Here is a 14,788-nt window from a genome sequence, read left to right as displayed (position 1 = left end):
AGAAGATCAGGGGCTTACCCAGCCGATGACCGCTGTGAGTGTGATCACGCTGAGCGCGGTCGACAGCAGGATGGACGCGGAGACGCGTTGCGGAGCGACGCCGTAGTGCTGCGCCAGAATATAGACATTGCCCGCCACCGGCATGGCGGCGCAGGCGACAACAACGGCAAAGGCGAACGGTGTGACCGGGAACAGGGCATAAGCGGTAAAGGCGACGGCAGCGGGGTGCAGGATCAGTTTGGCAAAGCTGAGCCAGCCCGCGATTTCGATGCGCTCGGCGTTTTTGGAGGCGAGCGATGCGCCAATGGCAAACAGCGCGCCGGGGGTCGCGGCGGCGCCGAGGATCAGCAGGAAATCATTGGCCGGTGCAGGGATCGGCCAGCCTGCGGCGGACCAGAGCAGGCCGCTTGTGATTGCCATGATCATGGGGTTCCGGACAAGGCCCAGACCGATGGTGCGCAGAATCGACAGGGACACCCGGCCATCGCGGCTGCCGGTGATGAGGATGACAATGAGGCTGGAAAACACGATCAGGTCGATGGACAGGATCAGGATCATTGGCGCCACCGCCGCCTCGCCCAGCAGGACCGCCAGCATGGGCAGGCCGAGAAAACCCACATTGCCGATCACGCTGCATTGTGCTTCGACCGCGTTTGTGGGGATGTCGAGGCGGCGCAGCCAGCCCACGGCTGTGGCCATCAGGTAGACGGCGATTGTGCCGCTGAGGTAAGCGGCGGCCAGCGGGCCGTCCCAGATCTGCGCGATGTCGAGCGTTGCGGCAAAGCGGAACAGCATCGCGGGCAGCGCGAAGTAGAAGACGAATTTGGTAAGGGCGGCGGTCGCCTCTTGGGTAAAAAACCGGGTGCGCCCTGCCGTGTATCCCAGACCAATCAACACGAAAAAGGGCAAGGTTTTGAAGAGGATCGGCAGCATGGCCCAGACTTAGCCCGTGTGGTGGCGCGCGTCCATGCGGGTGTGCCCGGGCGATTTTCCTGTCACAAGTGAACGGTTCGGTTTATATTGTGGGTCTCTTGACCGGAGCACGCATGAACGACGCCACCCCCATTGTCCGCAAGGGCCGCAAATTCGATCAGGTGCTGGAAGGCGCCCGGACCGTTTTCATGGCCGACGGGTTCGAAGGGGCGAGCGTGGACGACATCGCCCGCGCAGCCGAAGTGAGCAAAGCCACGCTGTACAGCTACTTTCCCGACAAGCGCCTTCTGTTCGTGGAGGTGGCCAATCAGGAATGCGAGCGGCAGAGTCAGGCGGCGCTGGACATCATCGACATGTGCGCCGCCCCGCGCGAGGTGCTGGCACAGGCGGGACGGCATTTCGTGCGCTTTCTGACGTCGAAATTCGGGCAGCAGATCTTTCGCATCTGTGTGGCGGAATCAGACCGCTTTCCCGAGATCGGACGGGCGTTCTATAAGTCGGGGCCGCAGCGGATGCGGACCGAGATGGGGGCCTATTTCCAAGGTGCCGTTGAGCGGGGCGAATTGGTCATCGACGATCTGACGCTTGCGACTGACCAGTTTGGCGAGTTGTGCAAGGCCGACATCTGGCCGCGTCTGATGTTCGGTGTGATCACCGAGGTGACGGATGCCGATATCGACCGCGTGGTGGACGGCGCGGTCGAGACGTTCATGGCGCGTTACGGCGCCTGATTTCCGTTTGGGCTGACTCGACTTGGGGCGCGACTCGCCCTAATTTCGCGACAAGAACAAAAAGCGAACATTTATGTCCGATCGTCGTATCCTGTCCATCTGGTTTCCCCGGCTGGGGGCCGAGCGCCTGATCCGTCGCCAGCCTATGCTGGCCGATCAGCCTGTGGCCGTGGTCGAGGAGCGTCAGAACATGCAGCTTATCACGTCTTTGAATGGTGTTGCGCAGGGCAACGGTCTGCAGGTTGGTCAGCCGGTGCGGGACGCCCATGCGATGTGTCCGGGCCTGATGACCTATCCGCGCAGCGGACCCGCGGAGGCGCGGTTTCTGGAGGCGTTGCAGCGCTGGGCGGGCAAGTTTTCCCCGTGGGTCGCGCCGGAAGAAGCGGATGCGCTGGTGGTGGACCTCACGGGCTGCGCGCATCTGTTTGGTGGTGAGGCCGCGTTGATGCAGGTGGTCGAGGACGATTGCACCGATCTGGGGCTGAGCGTGCTGATGGGTCTGGCGGACACGCGGGGGGCGGCTTGGGCGTTGGCGCGGTTTGCGGGCCGTGCCGCGGGGTCGGACCGGAGCGGTGACGCCATCGACCAAGAGGCGCGTGCGACCCGCGCGCGGGCAGGCAAGCGGCGGCACTGGACCAAAGGGGGGGCAGCCCCGGCCGTACGGGCGCAAGCCTTTGATGCTACGAGGATATCGCCGCCCGGCCAAACCTATGGCACGCTCAGCCAGCTGCCCATTGCCGCCCTGCGGCTGGAGCCGGAAATGACAGCGCAGCTGGGCCGGTTGGGTCTGCGCCGGGTGGGGGACTTGTTGGGTCAGCCGCGGGCATCGCTGGCGCGCCGCTTTGGTCGGGGTCTGGTTCTGCGCATGGATCAGGCGATGGGCAGCGCGCCCGAGCCGGTGTCGCCGGCGCGCACCCCCGATCATTTTGCCGTGCGCATGACGCTGCCCGATCCTATCGGGCTGGCCGAGGATGTGATGGCGGCCATCGACAGGGTGCTGCCACGCTTGTGCAAGACGTTGGAAGACCGGGGAAAAGGTGCCCGGCGCGTCCGGCTTGAGGCCTACCGCAGCGATCATGCGGTCGAGGCGGTGGAGGTTGGGCTGGCCCGGCCCAGCTTTGACCCGCACCGCATTCGCCCCCTGCTGGAGATGAAGATCGAGGGGATCGACGCAGGGTTCGGCATCGACATGGTGCGGCTGGTGGCGGTGCAGGTCGAGCCGGTACATGACGTGCAGGCCGTGGGACACATGCAGGCGGGCGCGGCCGTGCGCAAGCGGTTGGCGGATGCCAACGCGATGGACGATCTGATGGGGCGGCTGGGCGCGCGGATCGGGCTGGATGCGATCCGGCGCTATCACCCGTCCGACAGCCATATCCCGGAAAAGTCGCACAGGATGCTGGCCGCGGCGTGGTCTGAGCCGCATGAGGGCCCGTGGCCCAAGCCGTCGAACCCGCGGCCCATGCTGATGTGGCACCCCGAGCCGGTGCACGCCCCAGCCACCCCGCGCCTGCCCGAGACGTTCCGCTGGCGCGGCCGCGACCTGCGCCGGTTGCGGGCCATCGGGCCTGAGCGCATCGCGCCGGAATGGTGGCTGGACGATCCCAACTGGCGGTCGGGCACGCGGGATTACTGGGTGACGGACACCGAGGATGGCCAGCGGCTGTGGCTGTTCTATGCCCACGGAGGGGCAATGTCGCCGGGGTGGTTCTGTCAGGGGTCGTTTGCCTGAACAAATGTTGCGCGCAACAGTGCGCGAGGGGTGCCGGATCATCGCAGCGCGGTGCTGACCCCTTAAAAACAAGCGTTTTGACGGTGTCACATCCTGTGCAGAGACCGTACACCAGATGGTACGACTATGGCCCCACAACCGAGGGTACGGTGGGTATTTGTTGGCGGGGAGTTGATGCTTGTTGGCAACCCGGAGGCGACATTCGATCTTTGGGCTGTATTGGTCGGTCGGCGATTTTTCCGCCACTGACCGACGGTCAGCTCAGCGGATTTGAAGAGCGGGTCGGACGCCAGCGCGCAAAAGGTGCCACCGATAATCTTGCCTTTGCCAATTCAGAACCGGCGAGTTGCAGCGTAGGACATTCCGACGCCGGCAGCAGCAATCGAATAGACGGCTGCGCTGACGAACACGATCGGGGCGAACTGAAGTGTCCCTGATTTCCCGGTCTCTCTTGTTTCATTTTCCGGCATTACGGAGCAAAACCATCAAGCAAAAGGTCAACAAATCCAGCGGCACCTCAATGGGAGCGAGTCTGGACCGCTTCGAAACTGACCTGTTCCCCTGAGAGTCCGTGCTTACAAGTTAGCTCTGTTCAGGTTTTGGTCTTCCTTTGACCGGTTAGCATATTCGTGTGGCGCCAGACCAGCGAGGCTGAAATGAGGCCGGTGGTGATTGTAGTCGGCGCGCCATGCCGCAATCATGGTTGTCCATTGGGACGCCATTGGTCTGAGAGACAATGGACGACGGCATGGCGCAGAGACAGGAACAGGTGTTCGTCCAAGCACTCTTCCCGGATCCGTCCGTTGCAGCTTTCGACGAGACCGTTCTGCATTGGCTTGCCTCCTCTCGCGTATGCGCTGTCAGGCAGCGGGACACGATGTGGTGCCAGCCGACTTGGCGGTCTTCCTGCCATTTCAGCATCGCGTTCGAAGTCAGCTCCGTGCCGTTGTCCGAGATCACCATGCACGGGTAGCCGCGCAATTTGGCGATCCGGTCCCGTTCGCGGGCGACACGTGCGCCACCGGTGGATGTATCGACCGCGGCGGCCAGTCATTCCCGGCTGAAGTCGTCCATCACGTTCACCCCGCGACAGCGGCGACCGTCCTCCAGCGCGTCAGACATAAAGTCGAGCGACCATCTCTGGATCGGCCCCTGCGGGATCGCCACAGGTGTTCTGGTGCCGACTGCCCGCTTGCGTCCGCCCCGTTTACGAACGGTCAACCCTTCTTCGCGGTAGAGCCGGTACAGCTTCTTCCAGTTCACATCCCAGCCTTCCCGTTTGAGCAGGATGTGGAGCCGACGAAAGCCAAACCGACGCCGCTTGGCCGCCAGTTCCTTCATCCCAGTCCGTAGTTCAGTATCGGCGGGGCGCTTCGACCTGTGCTGATAGACACGCGGATCGATCCCGGCCAGCGCGCAGGCGCGTCGTTGATTGTAGCGCTTGGTCTTCATCGCCCAGTTCACAGCATTTCTCCGTGGGCCGGGCGTCAGAACCGTCCGCGCATTCGCCCGGACCAGTGGCGTTCATGCGCTCCCAATCCGAGCATTTCCTCAAGCGTCGCCACGTCCATCATCTGCTCGGCCAGCATCCTTTTGAGCTTGGCGTTCTCGCTTTCCAGCGTCTTTAAACGCCGCGCGTCAGACACCTCCATGCCGCCATACGGAGAACAGGCTAGCCTCAAATCGAGGACATTTCAGGGGAGGAGGTCAACAGGCTAACGATCTCGCCCAAGCTGCTGGTTGAACTTGGCGGGGATACCGCAGAATTGACATGCGTTCTGGAAAAGGGCGTTCCCGTCAGTGGCCGATCCAGTGAGCTATTGCAGCCTGAATTCCGCTGGGGCTTGAACATTGACGCCATGGCCACCGGGAAACTGATCAAACGCATCCCAAAGTTCAAACATGCGACAAAGCAGATTCCGCCGCCTTTTGAATGCAACCTCCCGACATGTTGTCTCTCCATTGAACGACCGGATTTTCGACAATCATGGAAAGCGGGTGGCGGGAATGTGCGGCGGTCTTTCTGCCGCCAGCGCCCGCAGCGTGTTTGAGAGCCCCGCCGCAGGCCTCGGAGCAGTTATCCAGCTCTGAGATTGCAATGTCCACTGACTGCGTGGGATTGCCTCTGGCGAGATCAGCGCCGATCAAGAATACGGACGGCTTTGCCTTGTGATCTCTCGACCGTTCCGGTGGGCCCGGTGGTGACGGACACCGTCACGCCGAGGGATTGTTTGATGCGGTTGGCGAGCGCGGTGCTGTCGCCGGTGCCTTCGCAATGGATGGTCATTGCGTCCATCCGGCCCGCGCGCGTCAGTTCGATCTGAAAATGGGGGGCGAAGCCGGGGGTGGCGAGCAGACATTCCTCGATCTGGGTGGGAAAGACGTTGACGCCACGCAGGATGATCATGTCGTCAGACCGGCCCGTCACCTTTTCCATCCGGCGCATCGACCGGGCCGTGCCGGGCAGCAGGCGGGTGAGGTCGCGCGTGCGGTAGCGGATGATGGGAAAGGCTTCCTTGGTGAGCGAGGTAAAGACCAGTTCGCCCATTTCGCCATCCGCAACGGGTTCGCCGGTTTCGGGGTTGATGATCTCGGGGAAAAAGTGGTCCTCCCAGATGTGGAGGCCGTCCTTGGTCTCAACGCATTCCATTGACACGCCGGGGCCCATCACTTCGCTGAGGCCGTAGATGTCGACGGCGTGCATGTCGAACGCCTCTTCGATTTCTGCACGCATCGCGTTGGTCCAGGGTTCGGCACCGAAGATGCCAACCTGGAGCGAGCTGTCGCGCGGGTCGAGACCGTCGGCGCGGAAGGCGTCGAGGACGCTGAGCGCATAGGATGGCGTGACGGTGATGCCCTTGGGCTGGAAGTCGGTGATCAGGCGGACCTGGCGCGGGGTCATGCCACCCGAGACGGGCACCGTGGTCAGGCCAAGCGCGTCCGCCCCGAGGTGAATGCCCAACCCGCCGGTGAACAGCCCATAGCCGTAGGCATTGTGCAGAAGGTCACCGGGCCGCAGGCCCGCCGCGCGCAAGGATCGGGCAACGACATTGCCCCACGTGTCGAGATCCCGCTGCGTATAGCCCACGACCGTGGGCTGACCTGTGGTGCCGGAGGAGGCGTGGATGCGGGCCACCTGATCGCGGGGTACGGAAAACATGCCAAACGGGTAGTTGGCGCGCAGGTCCTGTTTCGTCGTCAGGGGAAAGCGGGCGAGGTCAGACAGGTCGGTCAGATCATCGGGGTGCACGGCTGCGGCGTCAAAGCTGGCGCGGTAGTGGGGCACGTTGTCATAGGCGTGGCGCAGGGACCATTTCAGGCGGTCGCGTTGGAGCGCTGTGATCTCGTCCCGGCTGGCGATCTCGATCGGGTCGAGGGATTTGGGATCGGGTGTGAGGTCTTTCATGCGTCTTCCTCGAAATGCGTGCCGGGGATGGTGCGGCTGTGCCCCCGAAAGAGGGCGATTGTCCGGTTCATATCGCCTGTGACGGTCACGTCATAGGTGCCGGAGCGGCCAGCGGCGTGGATTTCCATAGCCGTCGCAGTGAGCATCTCACCGGCTTTGCCGGGCGCGACATAGGTGATCTGGTTGTTTTGGGCGACTGCGGACTGGTTGTAGCTGTTACAGGCAAAGGCAAAGGCACTGTCGGCCAGCGTGAAGATGTACCCGCCATGGCAGAGACCGTGGCCGTTCAGCATGTCATCGCGCACGGTCATGGTGAGCGTGGCCGCACCCGGGGCAATATGGATGAGCGTCATTCCAAGCGCCCGACTGGCGCGGTCATTGGCCCACATCGCATCGGCGCTGCGTTCGGCCCGGGTCTGCGGTGTCACCTGCGCCCCTCCCAAAGCGTTTCAGATTTTTCGAGACTGCACGCGATTTGTAACGTATTCAAGGTTGATCACACGCCTCTTGAAATCAAAGAGCGGGCGCGCAACTGTGTGGCTATGACATTTCACAATCCGCCGCCGTCGAACATGCGCGAGACGCCGCCCGCCCAGGTCGCTTTTCACCGCACGGAGCTGTCGGTGATTCTGTCGCTTTATGGGCGCATGGTTGCGGCGGGTGAATGGCGGGATTATGGAATTTCGTCCTTGCGCGAAGTGGCAGTGTTTTCGGTGTTCCGGCGGACGGCGGAAAATCCCCTTTACCGGATCGAGAAGCGGCCCAAGCTGCGTGGGCGGCAGGGGATGTACGCGGTGATCGGCATGGACGGGCAAATCCTGCGGCGCGGGCACGACCTGAAGACCGTGCTGCGGGTGCTTGAACGCAAGTTGATCCGGGCGGTCGAGTGACCTGATTGAGCGCTGACGCGCACGCGATTCATTTTTCTGATGAGGGGGCTGTCTGCCCCCTCAAACGCCCCCGATGGTATTTTCAGTCAGAAGAAGCGGGACGGGCGTAGCCGGTGACGGCGCCGTGGTCCTGTTTTGAGATGCGTTCGATTGCGCCCGCAAGGGGTTCGGTGACGACTGCCATGTGATGGGCATTGGCGTGGATGATGGTGAGCGCGTCAAGCAGCAGCGCCACGTGCCCTTTCCAAAAGACGAGGTCGCCGGACTGGACACGGTTCGGTTCAATTGGCGGAAAGGCGTCCTGTTGCAGGTCGCTGTCGCCGGGGCACGGGATGCCTGCGGTCAGAAGTGCGATCTGGATCAACCCGGAGCAGTCGATGCCCGCCCGTGTGTTACCGCCCCAGAGATAGGGTGTGCCAAGGAAGTGCCGGGCGCTGTCCGTTGGTTTTGCGGTGTGGGGCAGGGGCGTCGTCTGTGATTTTGGCACGAAGCCAAGCGTGGTTTCGATGTAGCCGGACGTTTCCGAAAGGGCCGTGAGGCGGCTGCCGAAGCTGAGCGTTGCGGTATCGGCGCTTTTGAAGCTGGCCTTGGCGTAGGCGTGACCCGCGGCTGCCGTCAGCATATGCGTGGGTTTTGTGGGTTGGCCGAGATGACCTGCGGCGATGAAACCGATGTAGCCGTCTTTGACCGAGCGGACGTAGCTGTGATTGTCACGGTCGCCCAGAATGGTGACCGGATCACCATGCAGAAGCTGGCGGTCACGCGGTCCGTCCGGTCGGGCCAGCAGGTCGGCGCAGGGGCTGATGATTTGCGCAGGTGTCGTGCCGTCCACCAATGTCGGATCGGGGTGCGTCCGTCGGTCGGTCATAGGTTCAATGCTTCGGGCAGGGCGCTGAGCAGGGCGCGGGTGGCTTGGCCTATGCCGCCTTTGGGGCGGGCGGGAGCGTCGCTGGGTTGCCATCCGTAAACGTCGAAATGCATGTAAGGCGTGTCACCCGCAAAGCGTCGCAGGAACAGGGCGGCGGTGATGGAACCGGCAAAGCCTCCCTTGGGCGCGTTGTCCAGATCGGCAATGCCGGGTTCGATCATCGTCTCATAGGGGGTGTGGAAAGGCATTCGCCAGACCGGATCGGCTTGGGTTGTCGCGGCGGAGTCGAGCGCGTGGGCGAGGTCCGTATCGTCCGTGTAATAAGGTGCGAGGTCAGGGCCGACGGCGACGCGGGCCGCGCCGGTGAGCGTGGCCATGGAGATCATCAGATCGGGTTGGTCTTCGTCCCCCAAAGTCAGCGCGTCAGCCAGCACCAGACGCCCTTCGGCGTCGGTGTTGTTGATTTCAACCGTAAGGCCTTTGCGGCTTGTCAGGATATCGCCGGGGCGGAAGGCGTTGCCTGCGACGCTGTTTTCCACCGCCGGGATCAGAACCCGCAGGCGGATGGGCAGGCCGGTGGCCATGATCATGTGCGCCAGACCCAGAACATTGGCCGCACCACCCATGTCCTTTTTCATCAGGCCCATGGAACTGCCCGGTTTGAGGTTGAGTCCGCCGGTGTCGAAACAGACCCCTTTGCCCACCAAGGTGAGGGTCGGGCCGCTGGTGCCCCAACGCATGTCAATCAGGCGCGGTGCGCGGTCGGCTGCGCGCCCCACCGTATGGATCAAAGGCAGATTGCTGGTCAGCAGATCATCACCACGGGTAACAGTCATCTGCGCATCGAACGTGTTGGCCAGCGATTGGGTTGCGGCTTCAAGCTCGGGCGGGCCCATGTCGCTGGCAGGTGTGTTGATGAGCGTGCGTGTGAGCGCCTCGCCCGCGGCCTGCGCTTCGATCCGGGTGGCGTCGACGCCTGCGGGGGCGATCAATGCCGCCTGCATCGGGCGTTGGTCCTTGTAGCGGTCAAAGCGGTAGGATGAGAGGAGCCAGCCCAACGCCTCGACGTCGCGCGCGGCGTCGGTGGGTGCGCTGTCCAGCCGGTAAGTGCCCTTGGGCAGCTTGGTGGCCCCTGCCGCGAGGTGAAACCGGGCGCGCGCACGCGCCGACGATGTGCCAAAGCCGATAGCGGCACAGTTCACTGTACCATCCGCACCCGGCACGGCGACGGCCTGACCAAGACCACCGGTAAAGCCGGTGGCGTTCACCCATGCCTCTGACACAGGTCCTATGGACGCCGCCCAATTGGCGCACTCCTCTTCGGAGATGAGATGGAGCGGCGTCGCGTCGGGGCTGTCTGGGGCAAAGGTCAGGGTCATCACGGGTCCGCTTGGCTGTCAGGTGATGCAAACCCTAGTCTGTTTGCTGTTCACCGCAAGGCGGATCACCGCCGCGTCAGATCGTGATGTCCTGCAAGTCCCAGATGGCGGTCAACGACCCCTCGCCCGTGCGCATCAGGCGCGCGAGCGTGGCGCCCAGTGCCACATGATCGCCGGAGTCGATGCATTGGGTCACGTCAGCGGCGACCTTGGCCACCACATTCATGCCAATCTGATCGGCGATGGAAACCAGCGACCGGCTGGACTTGCGCAGTTCAACCATATCACCGGCGCGGTACAGGCGGTCACAATGCGCCATGCGCAGCGCAAGTTCTTCCATCGCGCGGCACACGACATCCTCGGCCCCGGCATGGCCCAGTTCGGAATAGAGCGCCCCCAGACGGTCGTGATCCACGCGGACGTCTTCCGCTGGCCTGATTTGCGTTACGGTTGTCACGTTCTTCACCTCGTTCACACATCACTTGCGCGCCCCCACGGCACGCTTTGCAATGCCATGGCGGGGGTTCCTAAATCGTTAGGGCGGGTGTGTCTTTTCCCTCGAATTCGCGACAAATACCCGTTAATGCACGCGGTCAAAGTCACACGAAGAGGGTCTGCGCCCATGCACCGCGTCAAACCGTTGCCCAATTACTTCCTTCAGCGCTACCAAGGGTGGAAAGCCACCACCTATACGCAGAATCAGGCGTGGTATCAGCGGCTGGCCGAAGAGGGGCAGCGCCCGCGTGCGATGATCATCGCCTGCTGCGACAGCCGGGTGAACGTGACGTCGATCTTTGGTGCGGATCAGGGCGAATACTTTATCCATCGCAACATCGCCAATCTGGTGCCACCGCACGAACCTGACGGGCTGCACCATGGCACGTCGGCGGCCGTGGAATATGCGGTGAATGTGCTCAAGGTGGCGCATATCATCGTGCTGGGCCATTCCAAATGCGGCGGGGTCAAAGGCTGTATCGAGATGTGCGCGGGCCGCGCGCCCGAACTGGAAGACAAGACCAGTTTCGTGGGCCGGTGGCTGGATATCCTGCGGCCAAAATACAGCGTGGTCGAAAAAGTGGCCGATGAGGCCGAGCAGGCACGAAAGATGGAAGAGCAGGCAATTGTCACATCGCTGGAAAACCTGATGAGCTTCCCCTTTGTTGAAGAGCGGGTGAACAAGGGGTCGCTGAGCCTGCATGGTCTGTGGACCGATATCGGCGATGCGAGCCTTGCGCAGTTCAGCGGTGCCGAATTGGGGTTCGTGAAACTCTGACGTGAGGCAAATATGCAAGACATCCTGAGCCTCGCGGCGACCAATCTGCTGTCGCCGATCATTCTGAGCTTTGCTTTGGGCGTGGCCGCAGCACTGGCGCGGTCGGACCTGAACATTCCCGAGGCGGTGGCCAAGGGCATGTCGATCTACCTGCTGTTCGCCATCGGGTTCAAAGGCGGGGTGAGTGTTGCGGATCACGGGATCGACGGCACGCTGGCGCTGTCGCTTGTTGCCGGGATTGTCCTGTCGGCGGTGCTGCCGCTCATCGCCTTTGCGCTGTTGCAGGTGCTGGGCAACCTCAGCCGCTTGGACGCGGCGGCGGTCGCGGCGCATTACGGATCGATTTCTATTGTGACCTTTGTGGCGGGGACCTCGGTGCTGGAGGCCAGCGGGATCACGTCCGAAGGCTATATGGTGGCTGTTGCCGCCGCGATGGAGGCGCCCGCGATCCTGTCCGCGCTGTGGCTGGTGTCGCGGGGCGGCGACAGCCGGCGGATGGATTCGGAACTGATGCGCGAAATCATGTTGAACGGGTCGATCGTGTTGCTGGTGGGCAGTTTCCTGATCGGCTGGATCACGGGTGTTGACGGGCTGGTCAAGATCGAGGCGTTCATAGTCTCGCCCTTTCAGGGGGTGCTGTGCCTGTTCCTGCTCGATATGGGCCTTGTCGCGGGGCGGGGCCTGCGCGGCGGGTCGGGTGTGTTGCGTCCGGGTGTGCTGGCCTTTGGCCTGGTTATGCCGCTGGTGGGTGCGTCTGCGGGCCTCGTCGCTGGTTTGCTCCTCGGCCTGTCCACGGGAGGTGTTGCGCTGTTCATGGTGCTGTCTGCGTCGGCCAGCTATATCGCCGTGCCCGCAGCCATGCGCGTTGCTCTGCCCGAGGCGAACCCGTCGATCTATCTGACGCTGAGCCTTGGCGTCACATTCCCATTTAACCTCACCATTGGTTTGCCCGTCTATGTGGCGGTGGCCAGTGCGCTGACCGGAGGCTAAGCCATGCAGACCCATCAGGCCAAACGCGTGGCCATCATCATCGAACAGGTCATGGAATCGCGCCTCACCGGCGCGCTCGAAGATGCTGGCGTGACCGGATTCACCATCCTGCCTGTGTTGGGCGGGTCAGGCCGCTCCGGCGCATGGAGCCGCGAAGGGCAGGTCAGCCGTGGCACCGGTATGGTGCAGGTTGTTTGCATCATCCGGCCCGAACGGCTGGACGCGATGCTTGAGGCGGCGTTTGCCGTGGTTGAGCGCCATATCGGCGTGGTCACGGTCAGTGATTGCGAGGTGCTTCGGGCCGAACGGTTCTGAACACGCGAAAAAGGGCGCGCCATGTCCGAAGACATCGCGCGCCCATCACTCGTACTTACCCAACAGACACTCGTTACCCAACTGATCCAAGGCCAACCGTCGTCGCATGAATGCGCCACGCAGGCTCAATACCGGATTGGTTTGCGGGACAGTTCTTTGGCGAAGAGATTTGACATCTCTTCTCGCGTCACCTTAGCCCGGCGTTCTGCCTTGGCTGGATACCCATCGTTTTGTTTCCACATTGCGCCCATCAGCGCTGTGAACCACATCGTCATCCCATCACCTCTTTTAACTCACGCCCGGCCCCCCGGCCGGACACGACGCGGCCCCCCCGGACCCATCGTTGAGGTGTTTATGCCAGTGGGAAATTACTAACGGCTTACCGAACTGATTTCACTTGCAGCTAAGTTTGACGTTTTGTATTTTATGACGTTATTTCAGGGGCTTGAATGGGTTTCGTAGATGCCTAAAATGCAAAATGTCCGCCCAAAAATCTAAGCTGTTTGAGCGGACATTCTGATGTGTTCATCTGTTGGTAAGGTTTGACGCTCTATCGCAGCACCTGTCCCTCGGGCCATGTGATTCGAGTCTCAATTGCGATGCGCCGGGTTTGGCCGGGCTCCAGCGTCAAATCCCACGCAAGAATGCCGCGCCGGTCATCGACGCCGTCCACATCCGGGGCGGGTGAGGCGTTCCAGTCGATCACGAGATCCTCCTGTTCTGAGTAGGGCACGCTTTCCCGCAATTCGACGTCCCATGCGCGCGCGGTCAGGTTTTCAACCTCCAGCCGGATTTCCTCGCGTTCCTCGTTCGACCGGGTGATGATGCCCCTGTCGCCTTCGTTCCGGTCCAGCACAGTCCGGGTAATGCGTAGGCCTTCGATGGGGCCAAAGAACATATCGGTGTCGGCATTGGGCGGCAGGGTACCCATCTGTGTGATCCCGACCAGTTGGCCGTCAACATAAAGCGTCGCCTGACCCGGTAACAGGATCTCGGGCGAGGTGTTGGTAAAGGCCACCTGCCGGAACGCGGTTTCGTTGAGGCGCGGCACAGCGCGCGCGCTGAGACCGGCGTCAAAGTCGAGCGTGTCGAGCGCGATTTGCAGGGCGTCGCGACCGGTCGGGACGGTGACTGTGCCGGGCAAGGCGTAGCTTACACCAACGCCGGAAAAGTCGGCCAGTGCGACCGCCTCTTCGATCACGGGTTCGGGCATCTCAACCTCGGCCATGTCCGCAGACAGGCTTGCCCCGCGCGAGGTGACTTGCAGTTTGCGCAGTTCAGCAGGGTCCTGAATCCGGCGCAGTAAGGGCCAGAGCGTGCCCGGATCGGTGCCCTGAAACGGCGACAGGGTGGATAGGGTGAGGCTGACATTTGACCAGTCTTCATCGCTGTTTTGCTGAATTGACGCCCCCCGGTCGATGCGCAGCGTATCGTCGTTGTCGAGGTAGGCGCGATAGACAGGCATCCACGAGACGGATTGCGAGATATAGCGCACGGTCAGGGTCGCAGGTCCATCCGTCTGAGCAGACACGTTGAGTGTCAGCGCGGCTGGGTTTTTGTTGGGTGAACTCGCCGCCTCCAACGCTGCCTGTGCTTCTGCCACGGCAAAGGCGAGGTCATCGCGGCCCGCGCGCAGGCTGCGCGCCTCGGCGGTTGCTTCGGTGATGGCAGTCCTTGCGGCGGTGCCGTCGGAGGCGATCAACTGGCCAATGGCACGCAGCGCGTCCACATCCAGCGCGGCTTCGTCCGGCAGGGTGATTCCGTTGAGAAAGGTGATCTGGTCTTGGGCCGCCTGCGCACGCGCCTCAGCCAGTGCGATGGCATCATCGCGCGCGGCGAGCGCATCTATGGCAACATCCAGTGCCGCTTTAGCCGCCAGCCACTCGGGTGTGCGCGGTGTGCGATAGGGTGTTTCGTCCTGTTCGGACCAACTGCGCGACTGCACGGTCGCACCGCTCAGGGAGATGTCAATGGCGCTGGGGTCGGTAAAACGGGGCATATCAGCGATCACCAGAGAGTGATCCCCGGCAGGGATGTCAAAGCTGAGGCTGCGGGTAATCACCGCGCCTGACGCGTAGGCCGTCACCGCCTTAGGTGGCGCATCCAGCGTGATTGTGTCCGACAGTAGCGGATGAGGCAGAAGAGCGAGGCAGAAGGCAAGAGCGCGCATGAGCAACCTATTTTCTGGAAGTGCGATAAGCAGAGCGTGCCGCGAACACAGCACAAAGGGAAAGGGGAATTTGTACAATACGCGTGCAAGGAATGCTTAAC

Annotated in this window: 13 protein-coding genes and 1 pseudogene; 6 read left to right on the top strand and 8 right to left on the bottom strand. The window is 62.5% G+C overall.

All coding sequences use genetic code 11. From position 1 onward, the window contains the following. Positions 1-6 precede the first annotated feature (6 nt). Positions 7-933 (bottom strand): AEC family transporter, encoded by a 927-nt coding sequence (locus Q1A85_RS00710; RefSeq protein WP_299684038.1) that lies wholly within the window; start codon positions 931-933, stop codon positions 7-9. Between the two features lie 113 nt (positions 934-1,046). On the opposite strand from Q1A85_RS00710, the gene Q1A85_RS00705 reads away from it, so the two are divergent. Both Q1A85_RS00705 and Q1A85_RS00700 read left to right on the top strand, forming a co-directional pair. Continuing rightward, entirely contained in the window at positions 1,047-1,664 is a 618-nt protein-coding gene (locus Q1A85_RS00705; RefSeq protein WP_299684036.1) for a TetR/AcrR family transcriptional regulator, read from the top strand. A 73-nt stretch (positions 1,665-1,737) separates the two neighbouring features. Beyond that, positions 1,738-3,396 carry a DNA polymerase Y family protein gene (locus tag Q1A85_RS00700; RefSeq protein ID WP_299684034.1) on the top strand — a complete coding sequence of 553 codons (1,659 nt, stop codon included), beginning with the start codon at positions 1,738-1,740 and terminating at the stop codon, positions 3,394-3,396. 575 nt (positions 3,397-3,971) lie between these two features. On the opposite strand, the pseudogene Q1A85_RS00695 reads toward Q1A85_RS00700, so the two are convergent. The 3 genes and pseudogenes from Q1A85_RS00695 to paaI form a co-directional block, all read right to left on the bottom strand. Next, positions 3,972-5,063, bottom strand: a pseudogene (locus Q1A85_RS00695) (IS3 family transposase); the annotation flags it as partial. 467 nt (positions 5,064-5,530) lie between these two features. Further along, the gene (gene paaK / locus Q1A85_RS00690; RefSeq protein WP_299684032.1) at positions 5,531-6,802 is read right to left on the bottom strand and encodes a phenylacetate--CoA ligase PaaK; all 1,272 of its coding nucleotides are present in this window, start codon (positions 6,800-6,802) and stop codon (positions 5,531-5,533) included. Further along, positions 6,799-7,230, bottom strand: a complete 432-nt coding sequence (paaI, locus tag Q1A85_RS00685) for a hydroxyphenylacetyl-CoA thioesterase PaaI (RefSeq protein WP_299684030.1) — start codon at positions 7,228-7,230, stop codon at positions 6,799-6,801. The genes paaK and paaI overlap by 4 nt, the downstream gene beginning before the upstream one ends. A gap of 114 nt (positions 7,231-7,344) precedes the next feature. On the opposite strand from paaI, the gene Q1A85_RS00680 reads away from it, so the two are divergent. Further along, entirely contained in the window at positions 7,345-7,692 is a 348-nt protein-coding gene (locus tag Q1A85_RS00680) for a DUF2794 domain-containing protein (RefSeq protein WP_299684028.1), read from the top strand. An 82-nt stretch (positions 7,693-7,774) separates the two neighbouring features. On the opposite strand, the gene Q1A85_RS00675 is transcribed toward Q1A85_RS00680, so the two are convergent. From Q1A85_RS00675 to Q1A85_RS00665, 3 genes are all read right to left on the bottom strand, one after another. Further along, complete coding sequence (locus Q1A85_RS00675; protein ID WP_299684027.1) at positions 7,775-8,560, bottom strand: NlpC/P60 family protein; 786 nt, start codon at positions 8,558-8,560, stop codon at positions 7,775-7,777. Next, positions 8,557-9,939 carry a M17 family metallopeptidase gene (locus tag Q1A85_RS00670; RefSeq protein WP_299684025.1) on the bottom strand — a complete coding sequence of 461 codons (1,383 nt, stop codon included), beginning with the start codon at positions 9,937-9,939 and terminating at the stop codon, positions 8,557-8,559. The genes Q1A85_RS00675 and Q1A85_RS00670 overlap by 4 nt, the downstream gene beginning before the upstream one ends. Positions 9,940-10,015: 76 nt before the next feature. After that, entirely contained in the window at positions 10,016-10,414 is a 399-nt protein-coding gene (locus tag Q1A85_RS00665; RefSeq protein ID WP_299684023.1) for a hypothetical protein, read from the bottom strand. Between the two features lie 147 nt (positions 10,415-10,561). Here Q1A85_RS00665 and Q1A85_RS00660 point away from each other — a divergent pair, with 147 nt between their 5' ends. Genes Q1A85_RS00660 through Q1A85_RS00650 form a run of 3 tightly spaced genes read left to right on the top strand, consistent with a single transcriptional unit; the run spans position 10,562 to position 12,517 of the window. Then, a complete protein-coding gene (locus Q1A85_RS00660) occupies positions 10,562-11,212 on the top strand; it encodes a carbonic anhydrase (protein ID WP_299684021.1) in 651 nt (216 codons plus the stop codon). Positions 11,213-11,224: 12 nt separating this feature from the next. Continuing rightward, positions 11,225-12,202, top strand: coding sequence for a sodium-dependent bicarbonate transport family permease (locus Q1A85_RS00655; protein WP_299684019.1), 978 nt, complete (start codon positions 11,225-11,227; stop codon positions 12,200-12,202). 3 nt (positions 12,203-12,205) lie between these two features. Then, positions 12,206-12,517 (top strand): transcriptional regulator, encoded by a 312-nt coding sequence (locus Q1A85_RS00650; protein ID WP_299684016.1) that lies wholly within the window; start codon positions 12,206-12,208, stop codon positions 12,515-12,517. A gap of 550 nt (positions 12,518-13,067) precedes the next feature. Here the strand turns inward: Q1A85_RS00650 and Q1A85_RS00645 are convergent. Further along, the gene (locus Q1A85_RS00645; RefSeq protein WP_299684014.1) at positions 13,068-14,687 is read right to left on the bottom strand and encodes a DUF4139 domain-containing protein; all 1,620 of its coding nucleotides are present in this window, start codon (positions 14,685-14,687) and stop codon (positions 13,068-13,070) included. Positions 14,688-14,788: the final 101 nt, after the last annotated feature.

Source organism: uncultured Tateyamaria sp., assembly GCF_947503385.1.
In the GTDB taxonomy this organism is placed as follows: Bacteria; Pseudomonadota; Alphaproteobacteria; order Rhodobacterales; family Rhodobacteraceae; genus Tateyamaria.
This window is presented reverse-complemented; position numbering and strand designations above follow the sequence as displayed.

Bases quoted from the DNA above. Each gene is read 5' to 3' on its own strand.
- Q1A85_RS00710 (WP_299684038.1), bottom strand. From the start codon at position 933: ATGCTGCCGATCCTCTTCAAAACCTTGCCCTTTTTCGTGTTGATTGGT.
- Q1A85_RS00705 (WP_299684036.1), top strand. From the start codon at position 1,047: ATGAACGACGCCACCCCCATTGTCCGCAAGGGCCGCAAATTCGATCAG.
- Q1A85_RS00700 (WP_299684034.1), top strand. From the start codon at position 1,738: ATGTCCGATCGTCGTATCCTGTCCATCTGGTTTCCCCGGCTGGGGGCC.
- paaK (WP_299684032.1), bottom strand. From the start codon at position 6,802: ATGAAAGACCTCACACCCGATCCCAAATCCCTCGACCCGATCGAGATC.
- Q1A85_RS00680 (WP_299684028.1), top strand. From the start codon at position 7,345: ATGACATTTCACAATCCGCCGCCGTCGAACATGCGCGAGACGCCGCCC.
- Q1A85_RS00675 (WP_299684027.1), bottom strand. From the start codon at position 8,560: ATGACCGACCGACGGACGCACCCCGATCCGACATTGGTGGACGGCACG.
- Q1A85_RS00670 (WP_299684025.1), bottom strand. From the start codon at position 9,939: ATGACCCTGACCTTTGCCCCAGACAGCCCCGACGCGACGCCGCTCCAT.
- Q1A85_RS00660 (WP_299684021.1), top strand. From the start codon at position 10,562: ATGCACCGCGTCAAACCGTTGCCCAATTACTTCCTTCAGCGCTACCAA.
- Q1A85_RS00655 (WP_299684019.1), top strand. From the start codon at position 11,225: ATGCAAGACATCCTGAGCCTCGCGGCGACCAATCTGCTGTCGCCGATC.
- Q1A85_RS00650 (WP_299684016.1), top strand. From the start codon at position 12,206: ATGCAGACCCATCAGGCCAAACGCGTGGCCATCATCATCGAACAGGTC.
- Q1A85_RS00645 (WP_299684014.1), bottom strand. From the start codon at position 14,687: ATGCGCGCTCTTGCCTTCTGCCTCGCTCTTCTGCCTCATCCGCTACTG.